The sequence below is a fragment of the Acinetobacter sp. YH12097 genome (assembly GCF_013419225.1).
Taxonomy (GTDB): domain Bacteria; phylum Pseudomonadota; class Gammaproteobacteria; order Pseudomonadales; family Moraxellaceae; genus Acinetobacter; species Acinetobacter amyesii.
On the sequence record NZ_VPAN01000018.1, the window covers coordinates 35,164 to 52,869 of the forward strand.

11 protein-coding genes and 1 tRNA gene are annotated in these 17,706 nt (G+C 42.5%); 9 read left to right on the forward strand and 3 right to left on the reverse strand.

Annotation, left to right across the window (positions count from 1 at the left end; genetic code table 11):
• Positions 1 to 164 precede the first annotated feature (164 nt).
• From FTU37_RS09535 to FTU37_RS09565, 7 genes are all read left to right on the forward strand, one after another.
• On the forward strand, positions 165 to 1,049 hold the full coding sequence (locus tag FTU37_RS09535) for a hydrolase or metal-binding protein (protein WP_180124249.1): 885 nt from the start codon (positions 165 to 167) through the stop codon (positions 1,047 to 1,049).
• 79 nt (positions 1,050 to 1,128) lie between these two features.
• Positions 1,129 to 1,359: an AlpA family transcriptional regulator gene (locus tag FTU37_RS09540; RefSeq protein WP_004884796.1), complete on the forward strand. Its 231-nt coding sequence runs from the start codon at positions 1,129 to 1,131 to the stop codon at positions 1,357 to 1,359.
• A gap of 265 nt (positions 1,360 to 1,624) precedes the next feature.
• Complete coding sequence (locus tag FTU37_RS09545; protein WP_180124250.1) at positions 1,625 to 3,910, forward strand: class I SAM-dependent DNA methyltransferase; 2,286 nt, start codon at positions 1,625 to 1,627, stop codon at positions 3,908 to 3,910.
• Positions 3,910 to 5,322 (forward strand): restriction endonuclease subunit S, encoded by a 1,413-nt coding sequence (locus FTU37_RS09550; RefSeq protein WP_180124251.1) that lies wholly within the window; start codon positions 3,910 to 3,912, stop codon positions 5,320 to 5,322. The genes FTU37_RS09545 and FTU37_RS09550 overlap by 1 nt, the downstream gene beginning before the upstream one ends.
• A gap of 175 nt (positions 5,323 to 5,497) precedes the next feature.
• Positions 5,498 to 6,421 carry an Abi family protein gene (locus tag FTU37_RS09555; RefSeq protein WP_180124252.1) on the forward strand — a complete coding sequence of 308 codons (924 nt, stop codon included), beginning with the start codon at positions 5,498 to 5,500 and terminating at the stop codon, positions 6,419 to 6,421.
• 141 nt (positions 6,422 to 6,562) lie between these two features.
• Positions 6,563 to 9,805, forward strand: a complete 3,243-nt coding sequence (locus FTU37_RS09560; protein ID WP_180124253.1) for a type I restriction endonuclease subunit R — start codon at positions 6,563 to 6,565, stop codon at positions 9,803 to 9,805.
• 24 nt (positions 9,806 to 9,829) lie between these two features.
• Positions 9,830 to 11,701: a DUF262 domain-containing protein gene (locus FTU37_RS09565; RefSeq protein ID WP_110974203.1), complete on the forward strand. Its 1,872-nt coding sequence runs from the start codon at positions 9,830 to 9,832 to the stop codon at positions 11,699 to 11,701.
• 210 nt (positions 11,702 to 11,911) lie between these two features.
• Here the strand turns inward: FTU37_RS09565 and FTU37_RS09570 are convergent, their stop codons facing one another.
• Both FTU37_RS09570 and FTU37_RS09575 read right to left on the reverse strand, forming a co-directional pair.
• Positions 11,912 to 13,108 (reverse strand): integrase arm-type DNA-binding domain-containing protein, encoded by a 1,197-nt coding sequence (locus tag FTU37_RS09570; RefSeq protein ID WP_180124254.1) that lies wholly within the window; start codon positions 13,106 to 13,108, stop codon positions 11,912 to 11,914.
• Between the two features lie 180 nt (positions 13,109 to 13,288).
• Positions 13,289 to 13,379: transfer RNA gene (locus FTU37_RS09575), tRNA-Ser, on the reverse strand.
• Positions 13,380 to 13,501: 122 nt separating this feature from the next.
• Here FTU37_RS09575 and FTU37_RS09580 point away from each other — a divergent pair.
• Positions 13,502 to 15,382: a potassium transporter Kup gene (locus FTU37_RS09580; RefSeq protein ID WP_078193161.1), complete on the forward strand. Its 1,881-nt coding sequence runs from the start codon at positions 13,502 to 13,504 to the stop codon at positions 15,380 to 15,382.
• A 202-nt stretch (positions 15,383 to 15,584) separates the two neighbouring features.
• Here the strand turns inward: FTU37_RS09580 and FTU37_RS09585 are convergent, their stop codons facing one another.
• Positions 15,585 to 16,301, reverse strand: coding sequence for a hypothetical protein (locus FTU37_RS09585; RefSeq protein ID WP_168378984.1), 717 nt, complete (start codon positions 16,299 to 16,301; stop codon positions 15,585 to 15,587).
• Positions 16,302 to 16,564: 263 nt separating this feature from the next.
• On the opposite strand from FTU37_RS09585, the gene FTU37_RS09590 reads away from it, so the two are divergent.
• A complete protein-coding gene (locus FTU37_RS09590) occupies positions 16,565 to 17,653 on the forward strand; it encodes a DNA/RNA non-specific endonuclease (RefSeq protein WP_168378985.1) in 1,089 nt (362 codons plus the stop codon).
• The last annotated feature ends 53 nt before the right edge of the window (positions 17,654 to 17,706 follow it).

Sequence of the window (17,706 nt, forward strand, 5' to 3'; positions counted from 1 at the left end):
CAAAAATCGCTCCCCGCTCTCTACCCTTCGGTAGAGAGCAAATCGGTCGCGATCTCTGTAGCACTTTATCTGGCTCTACATTCTTTGGGTAACTTATTTGGTCCTTGTTCCGACCTACATACATAGACCCAAATTTGTAAGGTAATACATTAAGGAATATCAACATGATTAAAGGTTTAGCAATTACTCCTCCAATACTCGGACGGATCAGTATCGGTCGGATGATCGAGAAGAATGGCAAGCGCCTACCGGAAAAGGATGACCAGTTCACCATTACTTCCCAGATTCAAAGCAAAGAAGGCTGGGTTAAACATCCACTGGATGATCAGCTGCGAGCGAATGCTCCGAATCAGAAGCTACGTTCAATCCCTGTCAGAATGATCTTTAATGATCCTGATTTAAACCTGCGTGCAGAATACAGCCTGTTTGACCGACAGACTGGAAGACCTGTCTGTGTCGGTAATGGAGAAACCTGCCAGCGTTTAACCAATCAAGGCGTGGAGCAACATCCCTGTCCATCCCCTGATTTATGTCCATTGGCTCAAGGAGGGCATTGCAAGCCCTACGGGCGTTTGCATGTGAACTTAGATGAATCGGATGAGTTTGGCACCTTCATCTTTAGAACCACAGGCTTTAACAGTATTCGGACTTTGGCTGCACGGCTGAGTTATTACCATGCGGCCTCAAATGGCTTGTTGTCATGTCTACCCTTGCAATTGATATTGCGGGGCAAGAGTACGACACAAAGTTATCGTCAGCCGGTGTATTACGTGGATTTAACTTTAAGAGAAGGGATTAGTTTGAATGAAGCCATTATGCAAGCGAAGCAAATTGATGAACAGAGTAAGCAGGCGGGGTTTTATCAGGAGGCTGTGGATTTTACTGCCAGGAAGGGCTTTGGGAATGGAAGGATGGAGGTCGATATGGAAGAAGGTTTGGATGTGGTTGAGGAGTTTTATCAGCCTGTTGAAGGCCAGCAGATTGAGGAAACGCAGCCTGAATTTAATATTCAGCAGGGATTGAAAGGATCAGTGACGGCTTTGAATTAAATCTAACCGGGTAAAACCTTACGAGATTGCCGTATCTCATGAGCGAGTTGCTCGAAATCATGAGATAGGAGTAAACATCATGAATGCATTTGTTGGTCAAACTTTCCCGATGAATCAAATCGTTAATATTAAAGAGGTGGTTCAATTTACAAGTATTAGTCGAGCTAAAATCTATGAAATGATCAATGAGAAATCAAAATACTACGATCCTACTTTTCCAAAGCCTGTGCGACTAAGTGAATCTCGTATTGGCTGGTCAGCTTGGGAAATAAATCAATGGATTGAAGATAAGCTGGAAAATCGTGAATAAAAGTGGGGAGCTTCGGCTCCCTTATTTTTTGGTTTTCAGTAAACTATGGAAATGTTAAAAATCTAAAGAATAAAATGAATCAAGCCATTCACTACTACAATCAAAAGATGCTTTAAACGACATTTTCTGTCGCTGAGTGAAATCAATTCAGTGATTAATCACTATTTTTTTCCAAAAGTTCAACAAAATTTCAGTAAGATAAAGGTAAGCAAGTTTTCAGTTGATGCTACTGCGTCAAATAAGAACCAGGATTTTTCAGAACACTATGACCAACAATAACTTTTCACAAATCGCTTCTTTCATCTGGTCGGTTGCCGACCTGCTGCGTGGTGACTTCAAACAATCGCAATATGGCCGCATCATTCTGCCATTTACCTTGTTACGTCGTCTGGAGTGTGTACTGGAAGAAAGCAAGGCGGCGGTACTGGCAGAACATGAAAAAGTCTCCAAGCTGAATCTGCCAGAAGAAGCTCAAGAAAAGTTATTGCTGCGTGCCACCAACGGTCTAGCCTTCTTTAACACCTCCCCAATGGATCTCAGCAAAATGGGGCAGAGTGATATCAAGGCCAACTTAAGCACTTATGTGCAAAGTTTCTCTAAAGATGCCCGTGAGATATTTGAATACTTTAACTTCATCGAATTTGCAGGCTTACTCGATGATGCCAACCTTTTGTATAAAGTCGTGCAAAAGGTTGGCACCACGGATCTGAGTCCAAAGAACGTATCCAACCATGACATGGGTTTGGTGTTTGAAGAACTGATCCGTCGTTTTGCCGAAGGTTCTAATGAAACGGCTGGGGAACACTTTACCCCGCGTGACATTGTACGTCTGACCACGGCACTGGTGTTTATGGAAGATGATGACGTGCTGACCAAAGACGGCATTATCCGTACCATTTATGACCCGACTGCGGGAACAGGCGGCTTCCTGTCTTCAGGCATGGAATATCTGCATGAGCTAAACCCAAATGCGGTGATGCGTGCCTTTGGCCAAGAACTGAATCCGGAATCCTACGCTATCTGTAAAGCCGACATGCTGATCAAAGGCCAGGACGTGAGCCGCATTAAACTCGGTAACACGCTGTCGAATGACCAGCTTGCTGTGGATCAGTTTGACTACATGCTGTCGAATCCACCCTTTGGCGTGGACTGGAAAAAGATCGAACAGGACATCAAGGACGAACATGAACACAAGGGCTTTGATGGCCGTTTCGGTGCAGGCTTGCCACGGGTATCGGATGGTTCATTATTATTCCTGATGCACCTGATCAGCAAGATGCGTGATACCAGTAGTAGCGAGAGCGGCAGCCGCATCGGGATTATCCTGAATGGTTCACCTTTATTTACTGGTAGTGCAGGCAGTGGCGAAAGCGAGATCCGTCGCTATATTTTAGAAGCCGATTTGCTGGAAGCGATTATTGCCTTACCCAACGATATGTTCTACAACACCGGGATTGCCACCTATATCTGGGTACTCAGCAATAAAAAAGCCGCTGAACGTAAAGGCAAGGTACAGCTGATTAATGCCTCAAACCTCAGTACCAAAATGCGTAAGTCGCTGGGTTCAAAACGTAACTATCTGACTGAAGCTGAAATTGCCACCATTACCCAAAATTACGGTGACTTTGTGGCGGTAGACACCTTGGCGCAGGATGGCGAAACCGAACAGCAAAAACCATTCGCCAGCAAAATCTTTGACAGTCATGAATTTGGCTACCGTCGCGTGACCATTGAACGTCCATTACGTTTATCGGCACAGATCACGGATAGCGCGATTGCTGCATTACGCTTTGCCCCGAAACCGTTTAATGCCGTGATGCAAAGTATCGATGCGCAATTGGGCACAGCATTTGGTAAAGAATGGACAGCTGAAACTTATGGTCAGTTGCAGGACGTGGCGCTTGAGGTGCGTGCCCTGATTAAAGCGGAATTCCCTGAGCTAAAAGAAAAAGACATTAAAGAGGTACTGGACAGCAAAATCTGGCTATTCCAGAAAGCCTTGATGGAAAAAGCCCAAGCGTTACAGGCCGTGATTGGTACTGAGCAGTTTGATGATTTTAACCAGTTTGATGAAGTGCTGAAAAAAGCCCTGAAACAAACCGACATCAAGCTGGATGCCAAAGAGAAGAAACAACTGTTAGATGCCATCACCTGGAAAAATCCTGAAGCAGAACCAGTGATTAATAAGATCGTGAAACAGGCTGAAAATCCACTATATGGCCAGTTCAGCTACCAGGGCAAAGTGGTAGAGTTTGTGCAGGATGGGGATTTGCGTGATGCCGAGAATATCGCACTGAATCCAAAAGTCAGCACTACAGAGCTGATTGAAGATTACTTTAAACGTGAAGTCCAACCGCATGTACCTGATGCCTGGATCAATGCCGACAAGCGTGATGAAAAAGATGGCGAGATTGGCATTGTCGGTTATGAAATTCCGTTTAACCGTCATTTCTACGTGTACCAGCCACCACGTGACCTAAGTGAGATTGATGCTGATTTGGATGCGGTGAGTGCTGAGATTATGCAGCTGCTACAAGAGGTGCATTCATAATGGCAAAGTATCAGACCTATGCGGAATATAAGGATTCGGGGGTTGAGTGGTTGGAAGTGATACCAAGTCATTGGACATCAATTGCCATTAAATTTCTAGCGCTTGATAAAAATAGTCTGTTCTTGGATGGTGACTGGATAGAGAGTAAAGATATTTCTGATTCTGGCATTCGATATATAACAACTGGTAACGTGGGTACTGGCTTTTATAAAGAGCAAGGATCAGGATTTATTACTGAATTTACTTTTAAAAAACTTTCTTGTTCTGAGGTATATGCTGGGGATATTTTAATTTCCCGATTAAATCTACCAATTGGTAGAGCGTGTATTGTTCCCGATCTGAATAACAGAATTGTTACATCTGTAGATAATGTGATTTTTAGACCAGATGAAGAATATCACCCCAAGTTTTTAGTCTACTTATTCTCTAGTAAGGAATACTTCCAAAATACTGAAAATATAGCTCGTGGAGCTACTATGCAACGTATTAGTCGAGGACTTCTTGGAAATATTCGAGTTGTAATGCCTTCCAAAGATGAACAAACTCAGATCGCCAACTTCCTCGATCACGAAACCGCCAAAATCGATCATCTGATTGAAAAACAACAACAACTGATCGAACTGCTGAAAGAAAAACGCCAGGCGGTGATTAGTCATGCCGTGACCAAAGGACTCGATCCAAATGTCCCGATGAAAGATTCGGGTGTGGAGTGGTTAGGGGAAGTGCCGGAGCATTGGACAGTTAGTAAATTAAAATACATAAAATCCCATGAGCAGAATGCATTTGTGGATGGCCCTTTCGGTAGTAATTTAAAGTCAGAACATTTTGTGGAAGATGGTGATGTTTATGTCATTGAAAGCAATTTCGCAACAACAGGAAATCTGGAAACGAGTAATTTAAAAAGAATTACAACCAAGCATTTTGAAACTATTTGTAGGAGTGAGGCCAAAGGAGGAGACATCATTATTGCTAAAATTGGTGCTCGTTTTGGTAGTTCTTCAATCCTCCCAATTTTAGATAAAAAAGCTGTAGTATCTGGCAACTCTTTAAAACTTACCGTGAACTGTAAAATTTGTGATGTTAATTATGCAAATAAGCTATTACAGCATTTGAAAAATGAAGGGGCAATTGATGATGGAGTTAATGGTTCAGCACAACCCGCTTTATCTTTAGGAGGACTTAATACACTTCCATTTTTGTTACCTCCATTAGATGAACAAATAAAAATTATTCAATCGCTTGATTTGAAGGTTAGTAAAATTGATCAAGTAATATCGCAGGCTAAAAAACAAATTCTACTCATGCAAGAACGCCGAACCGCTCTCATCTCAGCCGCAGTCACCGGCAAAATTGATGTCCGCAACTGGCAATCGCCAACGGTTGCTGAGACACATACGGAGTTAAGTGCATGAGGGCATCACGTTTCTTAAACAACTGCTATACACAAGGCTATTGCATAATGGCCCACTATCATGCACTATACGCTCAACAACACCCGACAAGGCTAGGCAAGCAATTGCATCCTCAAACTGTCGGGTTACTTGTTTCTGGAGCCCTAAAAAATATAACAATCAGGGCAAGCCATCTATGAAATCTTTCAATAAGCCTGCCAAAACCTTTGCTGAACAAATCGAGCTATTAAAAGCGCGTGGTATGCAGTTTATTAACGAGCAAGATGCACAATTTTACCTAGAGCAAATCAATTATTATCGCTTAGGTGCCTATTGGCTTCCTTTTGAAAACACCCATTCACCGCATTGTTTTAAACCTCATACCAGTTTTGAGCAGGTGCTTGAACTGTACATCTTTGACCGTGAATTAAGGCTACTTATTCTAGATGCCATAGAACGTGTAGAAGTGGCGATCCGTACCCGTTTTGCGTATGAACTGGCACATCGGCATGGCTGTCATGCCTATCTGCAAAGTCAGTACTTTAAACCTGCCTTTAGATGGAACAGCTTACTCGAATCACTGAAAACTGAAGTTTCCCGTGCAGATGAGGTCTTTATAGAACATTATAAACGTACCTATGATGATCCTGAATTACCACCGATTTGGGCAACCTGCGAAGTCATGAGTTTTGGTCAGCTGTCTAAGTGGTATCAGCTCTTGGCACCGATTCAGACACGTAAAGCCATTTCCAGTCATTTTGATTGCGATGAAAAACAGTTTGAAGGTTTATTGCATCATTTTGTTTATTTAAGAAATATTTGTGCACATCATGCCAGATTATGGAATCGTAAATTGACGAAAACGATTGCACAACCTCGCAGCAAACCAGCAGGTTTAAAGCCGCAATGCAATTTTGATCAAAATATTTCAGCAGACAGAAAACTTTATAACAGCCTAGTTTTTTTATTGCATTTCATGGATAAGATTGCACCAAAGCATACATGGCGTAATCGCTTACTCTATCTGTTACGCACGCACCGCAACATTTCTAAAACATGGATGGGATTTCCTGAACAGTGGGAAAGTTATCCCATTTGGCAAACAGATCAAATCCAATGAATGACGGGGTCACACTGGCACACAATATTGACGAACCCATGCCGACCGTGAGTGTGGCAGGTGTGATTTGAAAAATTCATTTTATTTACAAAGATTATGCAGACGCTGTCTGCAAAATGCAGTTTTTTGGGGGCAAGCATCATGGATGCAACTTTAGAAAGCATTTTTCAACAAGATATCGTGGCGCAAATGCAAAGTCATGGTTGGATTATCGGCTCAGCACAAGGCTACAACCGTGAAACCGCCTTGTATGAGCAGGACGTACTGGATTTTGTGCAACAGACCCAAGCACAAGACTGGCAGAAGTTTCAGCGCATTTTTCCGCAAGATACCGAACGGCATTTTCTAGAAGCCGTGGTTGCCCAGCTGAAGAAAGCCGACATCAATGCCACTGATGAACAGTCACGCAGCTATGGCACCTTGGGTGTATTGCGTCACGGAGTGAAAACCCGCAGTGCACGTTTTTTCCTGTGTCAGTTTAAACCTGAACATGCGCTGAATCCCGATACCTTAGCCAATTACAAAAAGAACATCTGCCGCATTGTGCCAGAATTGGTCTATAGCCCCTATGCCACCGCTGCCGAGTTACAGGACACCGGCAAACAGGCCAAGAAATGGCGCATTGACCTGGTGCTGTTTATAAACGGCTTTCCTGTGGCAACACTGGAACTCAAGTCCGAGTTTAAACAGGCCGTGCAGAATGCCATGTTGCAGTACAAACGCACTCGCTTGCCGAAAGATCCAGAAACCAACAAGCCTGAACCCTTGCTGATGTTTAAGCGTGGCGCATTGGTACATTTTGCCGTGAGTCAATACGAAGTCTATATGGCGACCCAACTGGCCGGAGAAGATACCTTCTTCCTGCCGTTCAATAAAGGCACGCATGACGGTGGCGCAGGCAATGATGTGCCAGAAGACCAGAATCAGTACGCTACGGCCTATCTGTGGAATGAAGTTCTCACCCCAGACAATTTGCTGAATATCATTGGACGCTTTGTCCATCTGCAAATTGAAGAGAAAGAAGACTGGGAAGGCCGCAAGTACAAAAAAGAACTGCTGATCTTCCCACGTTACCACCAGTGGAATGTGGTCACCAAACTGATCAATGCCGCCTTAGAGGAGGGCACTGGACAGAAATATCTGATTCAGCACAGTGCAGGTTCAGGTAAGTCCAACTCGATTGCCTGGACAGCACATCAGCTGTCGACCCTGTACGATCAACACAATCAGAAACTGTTTGATTCGGTGATTGTGGTCACTGACCGTACCATTCTGGATGCCCAGCTACAGGACACCATCTACCAGTTTGAACATGCCGATGGCGTGGTCGGACGCATCAACAATAAAGAAGGCGATGGCTCCAAATCGGAAAAACTGGCCAAGGCATTGGAAACCTCACAGCCGATCATCATTGTGACCATCCAGACTTTCCCCTTTGTGTTGCGTGCGATTGAAAACAGTACCAATCTGAAACAGCGACGCTATGCGGTGATTGCCGATGAAGCGCATTCTTCACAAAGCGGCTCTACGGCACGACAACTCAAAGAAGTGTTGATGCTGGAAGAGCGCGAAGAGGATGCTGAATTGTCTTCGGAAGATATTCTGGATGCCGTGGTTGCAGCACGTAAGGGCAGTAATAACCTCAGTTACTATGCCTTTACCGCGACACCGAAAGACAAAACCCTGCAACTGTTTGGCCGTGTACCCAATCCTGAGCTACCGCCATCCAAGCAAAATAAGCCGGAAGCCTTCCATGTTTACTCCATGCGCCAAGCCATTGAAGAAGGCTTTATTCTGGATGTGCTGAAAAACTATACCAACTATAAAGTGGTATATAAACTCAAACAGAAAATTGAAGAAGCCGACAAACAGGTCGATGCCAAAAAAGCTAAGATCAAACTGAATCAGTGGGTGCGCCTACATGACCACAACATTTCCCAGAAAGTGAAAGTCATTGTCGAGCATTTTAAAAATAACGTGATGGGCTTATTGGGTGGACAGGCCAAAGCCATGGTAGTGACCAGTTCACGTAAAGAAGCGGTGCGTTACAAGTTGGCCTTTGACAAATACGTGGCGGATCAGGGCTATAAGTCCATTCAGGCTATGGTCGCATTCTCGGGTGAGGTTGAGTTTAATGACAAGGATACCGACAGCAGTGGTTTAGTCGGGCAGACCTTTAATGAACGCAACATGAACCCGGGGCTAAAAGGGCGGGAAATGCGCAAGGCCTTTGATAGTGATGACTATCAGGTGATGCTGGTGGCCAACAAGTTCCAGACTGGCTTTGACCAACCGAAACTGTGTGCCATGTACGTGGACAAGAAACTTGGCGGTGTGGAATGCGTACAGACCTTATCACGCCTGAACCGCACCTATCCGGGCAAAGCGGAATCTGGCACCTTTGTCTTGGATTTCTTTAACGATCCTGAAGACATTCTTGGGGCCTTCCAGCCTTACTACCAAACCGCAGAATTAGCCGATGTCTCCAATCCGGATCAGATCTTTGACCTGTTTGAAAAGCTCAAAGCCACCAAGATCTTCCTCTGGACGGAAGTTGAACAGTTTGTAGAAGCCTTCTTTACCAAGAACAAATCCAATGCTGCGATCAGTAATATCTGCAAACCGGCGGTTGAACGCTGGCAGAAACGTTATAGTCAGGCCATCGAAGCCTATAACACCACCCGAGACATGCTGGAACGCTGCAAGAAAACCAATGATGCGGTGCTGATTGCCAATGCCGACAATGCCTTTAAAGAGGCCAAGCTTGAAAAAGACAAGCTGGAAATCTTTAAAAAAGACTTGGGAAGCTTTACTCGTTTTTACGAGTTTATGTCGCAGATCGTGGACTACGATGACAAAGAACTGGAAAAACTTAGTCTGTATGCGCGTAACCTGCGTCCATTGCTGCGTGAAACCGCAACGAAAGATGATGAGGTGGACTTAAGTAATGTCAGCATGAGCCATTACCGCTTGTCCAAGATCCGTCAGCAGGACATCAAGCTGAAAGAAGATGCCGAAGATTTTAAGCTGGAACCGGGCAATGACCTCGGTGCAGCCAAGCCACGCGATAAGAAAGAAGAGTTCCTGTCACAGATTATTGAGCGTCTGAATGATGTCTTTATCACCGATAACCTGACTGATAAAGATATGCTCAACTATGCCTATACGGTACGTGACAAACTGGCTGAGAATGAAATTGTCATGAAGCAGATTGCCAACAATACCCGTGAACAAGCCATGCTGGGTGATTTCCCGAAAGCGATGGATGATGCCATTCTTGGTAGCAGTGCCGCACATCAGGAACAGATGATGCAGTTGCTGTCTGATCCGGCGAAAGCCAGCATATTTGCGAGAGTGATCTTTGATATGTTGAGTGGTGGGTAATTTTAGAGAGAGGGGGGAAAGAGAATGCAAATTGATGCCCAAGTAAAAAGTATTTCAGATATTAATCAATTCTTTATTGTTCCTGATTATCAAAGGGAATATGTATGGAAAGCTAATGATCAAGTAAAACAATTCATCACAGATATAGATAATGCTTTTGAAACTTCAAATAATGATTCGAGCTACTATCTAGGGTCTGTAATTATTGTTAAAAAACAGGATAATTATGATGTCATAGATGGTCAGCAACGTCTTACTACAATTGTACTAACTCTCTGTGCGTTAAAAGATTTTTTAGAAAGTATTACCCGTACTGAATCTGCTGAAAACTTTTATAACGCGATTAAATCATGGTTATCGACTTTCAATATGAAAACGGCAACCCATCAAAACCGTGTAGAGTTGCAATACGAAGAAAGCCAAAATTATTTAGGCTATCTTATTCATAAAAAAGAATACAAAGGTAAGGTTACGCCATCTATTCAAAAAATGCAGGCTGCCTATGATGCGATGTATGAATATATTGCAAGTTTGAAGAATGAAGGACAAGAGCATCTGGTTGATTTTATTACTTTCTTTTTTAATAAAATTGTCCTAGTTTTTATTGTTTCTGCGGACCTTCATGGCGCATTGAAAATATTTGAAACCAGTAATCAGCGTGGGGCAAGCCTGGATGCTATGGATTTGGTTAAAAATCTTATTTTTAGTGAAGCTAATGAAAAAGATTTTCCGGATATCAAATCTAAATGGAAAATGGTTGTTGGAAATATCCATGCATGTAAGGAAGGGGAGAACCCATTACGCTTCCTACGATATTTCTTAATGGCACGTTACTGTAATAATGGAATTCTACGTGAGGAAGATATTTATAAATGGATCATTTCTGAGGGTGAGCCATTAATCAATTATAAAAATAAACCAATCGAATTTGTAAATGCATTATTGAGTGCTTCAGAACGCTATTCAAAATTAGTTAATGCGACAAGTTTAGCTGATCATCATCAAGCTTACCCTGCTGTAGTTAATATAGGCTACATTAATAAATATATGTCCAGACAGCACTTATTACTGTTGTTGGCCTTAGATGTTAATTGTGAAGATGAAGTGATCAATTATCTTGCAAAACAATTAGAAACTTTGTTTTTTGTGAGTAATACATTAGGTATACAGGCAAAATATAACGAGAACAATTTTAGTATATGGGTGCAATATTTCCGTGGCTTAAAAACCATTGAACAGGTAAAAGTTGCTGTTGAAAAAACTATTGCAAAATATATAACTAAAAAGGCGGCAGAATTTAAACAAACCTTCTTAACGAAACGTCATGATGCTTTTAATCCGCTTTATCGTCTGCGTTATATTCTAGGTACATTGGAAAATAAAGCGGCTGAGCTTTGTAATATGCCACTCAAGGACCATGGATTTATCCAAAGTCTGCAAGTTGAACATATTTTACCTCAGACACCTAAGGCTGATGTAATTCCTGAAGAGTATGGGGCTGACTATTTAGAATATAGTGGCCAAGTTTATATGTTAGGTAATGTGACATTATTAGAAAGTCAGATTAATCAGGCGGTTAATAATTTTAATAACCTAAGTGCAGATTGGTTTAAACAAAAGCAATCTGAGTATAAAAATTCAGCATTAGTACTGAGTAAAATGCTAGATAATGAGTTTAGTATTGGTAAAAATACCTCAACCAATCAATTTATCCATGATTATAAGTATGCTTTTACTGAATGGAAAAAGGAGCAGATTCTACAGCGTCAGCAAGTTTTATTGAATTTAGCTCTTTTGGCTTGGACAATTAATGGGCAAAGAATAGACCAATATAAATTTGCTGATGAAAATGAGCAACGTACAAACATAGATCAAGTTGTTACAGCTGTATTATAAGGAAACTGTAAGTCAAGGTAATCTTAGATCATTCTACATATTCAATATATTGTTTAATTATTTATTAAAATGATATTTAACTTTATTCCAGTAGCCACTTCGGTGGCTACTGGAATAAAAAGCCTACTATAGAAACTTTTAGAAGTTTTGAAGAGAAAAAATATCATCGTTGCAAAATAGCCCAAAAATTTAGCCTATTGCATAGACTATTTACCCTATCTTTTGCTTCGGAAAAGGCACTATTTTGTTTCTCAAACTATCAATAAAGTCTGACCATTCCTGCATCATCTTAGTTCTATATTCTAAATGTTGTGCATGGTTGTAGGCTTGAGAGACGGCATTTCCGACAGTATGTGCTAACTGTATTTCAATTGCATCGTGCATATAGCCTTGCTCATGTAGTGTAGTAGATGCAAGTCCACGGAAGCCATGACCAGTCATTTTTCCCGTATATCCCATGGTGCGAATCGCACTTAACAGAGCATTGTTGCTCAGAGGCTTAGCTGTACTGTGGTTATAAAAAACAAATTGCTTATTACCAGTAATGGGCTGTAACCCTTTGAGTAATTCAATAGCCTGCCTAGATAAAGGAACAATATGTGGTAAAGCCATTTTCATCTTATAAGCTGGAATTCTCCATAAACGATTATCAAAATCAATCTCATTCCATTCCATGTTAATGAGCTCGGCAGTTCTTACAAATGTTAGAGTCATAAACTGTAAAGCTGTCTTAACCAAGATATTGCCGTGATAACGATCCATCCGTTCTAAGAAAGGCGGAAACTCAGAAATATCTAGGCGAGCCATATGTTTTACTTTACGTGGCTTGAGAGCTTCGTGAAGGTGGGGTGTAGGGTCATTCTCAATGAGTCCTTTACGGATCGCATAACGAAAAATACGCCCAGCTAAAGGAATAGAGCGTTTAGCCATCTCCTGAGCACCACGTGCTTCAATTTGCTTAGCACAAGCAAGGACATCTTTTCCTTTAATCTGATCAATAGGTATATTACCTAAAGCAGGGAACAGGTCTTTTTCAAATACAGATAGGTCACGTAAATATGTACCTTCTTTAATAACAGTTTTACGATCCTCCATCCACTCCATAGCAAGCGCTTTGAAAAGAATGCTTTCATCGGCTTGTTGTTTCTTTTGCTTTTTCTCTTTATTGGGATTAATCCCGTCTTTAAGTTTTAATCGTGCTTCATCTCTAGCACGGCGAGCCTGTGCAAGCGTAGTTTCAGGGTATGTACCAATACTGAAGATATTCTCTTTACCATTCAAACGAAACTTCATTCGCCAATGCATCCCTCCAGAAGGAGTGACCTCTAGATACATACCTTTTTCGTCAGAGTATTTAGTTTTCTTTTCTGAAGGTTTTATTTTTCTGACTTGAGCATCTGTAAGCATGGCAATAATTCCGCAGAATTGGGGGTATAATTTTAGGGGTAAAATATTATACCCCTAGTTATACCCCCAACTGCATCAAGCTTGCAATAGATCAAGTAGATTGTATAAGACGTAAAAAAAGCTTAAACCCTTTAGATTTAAGCTTTTTTAGACCTTATGGGACTTCATAAGAGTTGAATTTGGCGGTGAAAGAGGGATTCGAACCCTCGAAACGCTATAAACGTTTACACACTTTCCAGGCGTGCTCCTTCAGCCACTCGGACACTTCACCTTTTGCGCGGTGGATAATAGCGAAAAAAATATATTCTGCCAAGAGAAACAATTGAATTAGACAAAAACATCTTGAGCGGTGCTATGATTCGCAAAAATCCTGTCTAAATTGAAGACAATTATATGCAAAGTACTGCACAAAAAGCCGCATTGCCTGCCATCACCTTGGCAGCTTTGGGCGTAGTATTCGGAGACATTGGGACGAGCCCATTATATGCGCTGCGCCAATGTTTCCTCACAGCACACTTGGCGATTAGCGAAGCGTCTGTGCTGGGTATTCTGTCCCTGATTTTCTGGTGCATCATGCTGACGATTAGTTTTAAATACGTCAGCATCATTATGCGCGCAGATAACAATGGCGAGGGCGGTATTATGTCGCTGTTGGCCTTGAATCTACGGACCACACGAATTGCCGAAAACAAAAAAATCTACCTGATTGCCCTTGGCTTTATTGGGGCATCTTTGTTCTTTGGTGATGGGATCATTACCCCCGCAATCTCCGTGTTATCCGCGATTGAAGGTTTAAGTATTGCGACGCCGATGTTTAACCAATGGCTGCAACCTTTATCGATTGGTATTTTGGCGGGGCTATTTTTAGTGCAACGCCATGGCACAGGCACGATGGGTAAATTCTTTGGTCCCTTGACGCTCATGTGGTTTTTATCCATTGGCGGATTTGGATTATGGAGTATTTCGCAAACGCCATTTGTGTTGACCATGATCAGTCCGCATTGGGCTTTCAATTTTGTGGTACAGCAGCCTTATGTTGCGTTTTTGACCATGGGTGCGGTTATCTTGACGATGACGGGTGGTGAGGCAATCTATGCCGATATGGGGCATTTTGGCCGACTCCCAATCCGCTTGGCATGGTTTATTGTGGTGATGCCGTGTTTGCTGTTGAACTATGCAGGCCAAGGTGCCTTGCTACTGCGTAATCCAGAAGCTCTAGCCAATCCATTTTATATGCTGATCCCAGAATGGGCACTGTATCCAATGATTGCTTTGGCGACAGCGGCCGCGGTGATTGCCTCTCAAGCGGTGATCACAGGGGTGTTTTCTATGGTCAATCAGGCGATTCAATTGCGTTATTTGCCGCGTTTGACAGTGAAACATACCTCTGAAGTTGAACGTGGTCAGATTTATTTACCATTTATTAACTGGGCATTGTTTATCTCGGTGCTGATCTTGATCTTGCTGTTTGAAAACAGTGCGAATTTGGCCAGTGCGTATGGCGTAGCTGTGACCATGACCATGCTCTGCGGTACGATTTTGATCTCAGTTTTGGCTTATGGTTTATGGCGTTGGCCCGTTTGGAAAGTGGCAATATTTGCAGTGCCATTTTTATTGATTGATTTGATCTTTGTTGCATCGACATCATTAAAAATTGCAGCGGGCGGTTGGGTTCCAATCCTGATTGGTGCGGTATTGTTTACGATTTTAATGACGTGGAAAGATGGACGGGCATTGGTGCTCAATCGGCTCGGTAAAGATGCTTTGCCTATTGACCTGTTTATTCGCAGTGTCAGCATGGGTAGTGAAACCAAGTTTGTTCCAGGTGATGCCGTATTCTTGACAGGAACACCTGAGATCGTGCCTCATGCCATGTTGCATAATATTAAGCACAACAAAGTTCTGCATGAACGCAATATTATGGTTACGGTCAACACCCGAGATGTGCCATTTGTACCCGAAAATGAGCGGGTGATCACGGAAAAACTAGATGATCGATTCTATCGAATCACGATGTTTTATGGGTTTAAAGATCAGCCGAATATTCCTGCCGCTTTGGAGCATGCGTATCGTGAATTGGGCTTTGAATTTGATCTAATGCAAATCAGTTTCTTTATTTCCAGAGACCGTATTATTCATACCTTGGGTGAAGGCATGGCACCTTGGCGAGAAAAGCTGTTTATCTCTATGCAGCGAAATACCAGTCCAGTCAGCGATTTTTATCAAATTCCAACCAACCGTGTGGTTGAGTTGGGCAGTCAGATTGAAATTTAAGACCTAGATTGAACTTTTAGGCATAGATTTAAAAGTTAAACACGAAAATGCCAGATCAATTCTGGCTTTTTTTATCTGTGATAATTGAACTTATTTAGTCCAAAGACATAGAGATCATTCTGTTGCTTTTTCCTGGGAGGAGTATGCGAGCAAAGCAACAGAATGAAGATATTGCGTTATTTCATCCTTGAAAATACGCTGATTAGTTGATTGTCGCGTCTACATCTGCAGAGGCTTCAGGCGCAGCTTGGATGGCTTCGTCAGCAACAGGTGCTTCTGGGTTGGCTTGAATTGATGCATCTGCAGGATTTGCACTTTGAGTTTCAGGTGCTGCCATAAAAGCATCTTGTTGTGCTTGAGGAGCTTCAGGCAATGCAGCCGATGCGCTATCGGCATTCACTGGCGCTTCTGCAGAAGAGGCAATGACGGGTGCAGCATTGGCATCCGTTGCTACGGCTTCAGGTGCTTGCTGTGCTGTTTCCACAGGTGCTTCAGTTATAACGGCTTCAGGTGTATTGGCCACTGCCGTTTGTTCAGTTGGAACGGACTGCTCTGTAGGCGCAGCAGCTACACTTTGCTGTTCATTTGCGAGTGCATTTTCCGCTTCAGTTACTGCTTGTTCAACATTTGCAGGGACTGCAGGGGCATTCGGATCGATTTGGTTTGCCTGAGCCTGTTCAGGGTTTAAGGGCTGTTCTGTTGCAGCGGCATTGACTTGTCCGGCAGGAGCTTCAACCAATTGAACTTGGCCACTTGAAACTAAGTCCTGAATGGAGCCAGGTTGACCATTCACGGTGGTCACAATTTTGACTTTAGATAAGCTTTCTAATGTATCACCGGGTTGAATCGGCGGTTCTGCAAATGCTGCTGCGCTCATTAAACCTGAAATTAAACCTAAACCTAAAATTTTAGAATGCATAATCACTCCGTATATTTTTATCGCAATTTTTCGTATTTTTACCTTGTCATAATTCTTGAGGCAAATTCAATGATACATACGCAACTGCTTCATGACTTCCTATAAAGACCTGCACAACTGCGACATAAAGTTACATCAACTGCTGCTTTGTTAAACAATATTTGTGTGATTGTTAAGCAAATTAAAAAAGAAAAGTGTACTAAAATTTGCACCCTTGCTAAGCTGCGGAAAAATAGTCCTTTTAGAAGTCATTGTTGTAAGTCATGGTCAAAAAGAAACGCAATTCAGCAAATCCGCTTTCACAGTTATTTGGGCAAAATGGCATAAAAGTGCTGTTGGGTCTGGTGGCAACAGGAAGCTTTGCTATTGCTTTCGGGCAAGAAAAAATTCAACAACTTGTTTCCATGAGCAGCAGTTCAAATAGCGCCTGTTTGGACCAATTTTATCGTGAAGTGCCACCTTATTTGGTCCGTGAAAGCCTACATAAAAACAGTTTTCCACTGTGTTTTAATGGCTTTAATGTCATGTATTCAGGGATATCCAAGACACCGCTTTGGGTTGCAGAAGCATTAACCCCCGCACGCCTGAGTCAAAAAATTCCGCGTGAAGATAACTTTCATGAAGAGACTCGCGTGCCGTCTGAATATCGGGCTTTGCTGTCAGACTATAAATCTTCAGGCTATGACCGTGGACACATGGCGCCAAATGCCGATATGCCCAATAAAGCTGCGCAGTTAGACAGTTTTTCTTTGGCCAATATGGTGCCGCAAGCTCCAAAAAATAATCAGCAAGTGTGGCGTGAGTTAGAAGAAGCCACACGGGCGATAGTGACCAAACAAAAGCAAGATGTCTATGTGGTAACGGGGCCGGTATATAGTGCGAAAAAATTAAAAACCATCGGGCAAGGGGTCATCGTGCCGACCGCCACTTATAAGGCGATCTATTTGCCGAAAAAAGGTGTTGCAGGCGTGTACTATGCAGACAATACTTTGCGTGATACCGCACCGACAGTCAAAGTCATGAGTATTTGTGCGCTAGAAGAACTGACTGGAATTAATTTCTTTCCAGAATTAACCGAAGACCAAAAGCGTAATACCTACCGTTTGCCACTCAAAGCCACCCAAGTAAAAGCAAATCAAGATATCGCTTATTTGCATTGGGATGCTGAAAGCCAGTGTGCTGCAGATGTCGCAGAAGACAAGATTTTAAGTTTGCAAAAAGAGTTTAAATCGAGTGGTGGTTCTGTGGGAGAGACATCCATGGCAAGCAGTGAAAATGACAACAATCAAGATGCCTTGGTCAAACAATTGATTGAAGAAATTTTGCAATATCTGCTACAAATTTTGAAATAATCAAGCAGATAATAGCGTTGAACTGCGAGCGATGAAGAGGAGCATTGCTTGCA

Bases quoted from the DNA above. Each gene is read 5' to 3' on its own strand.
- FTU37_RS09550 (WP_180124251.1), top strand. From the start codon at position 3,910: ATGGCAAAGTATCAGACCTATGCGGAATATAAGGATTCGGGGGTTGAG.
- FTU37_RS09565 (WP_110974203.1), top strand. From the start codon at position 9,830: ATGCAAATTGATGCCCAAGTAAAAAGTATTTCAGATATTAATCAATTC.
- FTU37_RS09585 (WP_168378984.1), bottom strand. From the start codon at position 16,301: ATGCATTCTAAAATTTTAGGTTTAGGTTTAATTTCAGGTTTAATGAGC.
- FTU37_RS09535 (WP_180124249.1), top strand. From the start codon at position 165: ATGATTAAAGGTTTAGCAATTACTCCTCCAATACTCGGACGGATCAGT.
- FTU37_RS09555 (WP_180124252.1), top strand. From the start codon at position 5,498: ATGAAATCTTTCAATAAGCCTGCCAAAACCTTTGCTGAACAAATCGAG.
- FTU37_RS09580 (WP_078193161.1), top strand. From the start codon at position 13,502: ATGCAAAGTACTGCACAAAAAGCCGCATTGCCTGCCATCACCTTGGCA.
- FTU37_RS09545 (WP_180124250.1), top strand. From the start codon at position 1,625: ATGACCAACAATAACTTTTCACAAATCGCTTCTTTCATCTGGTCGGTT.
- FTU37_RS09540 (WP_004884796.1), top strand. From the start codon at position 1,129: ATGAATGCATTTGTTGGTCAAACTTTCCCGATGAATCAAATCGTTAAT.
- FTU37_RS09560 (WP_180124253.1), top strand. From the start codon at position 6,563: ATGGATGCAACTTTAGAAAGCATTTTTCAACAAGATATCGTGGCGCAA.
- FTU37_RS09590 (WP_168378985.1), top strand. From the start codon at position 16,565: ATGGTCAAAAAGAAACGCAATTCAGCAAATCCGCTTTCACAGTTATTT.
- FTU37_RS09570 (WP_180124254.1), bottom strand. From the start codon at position 13,108: ATGCTTACAGATGCTCAAGTCAGAAAAATAAAACCTTCAGAAAAGAAA.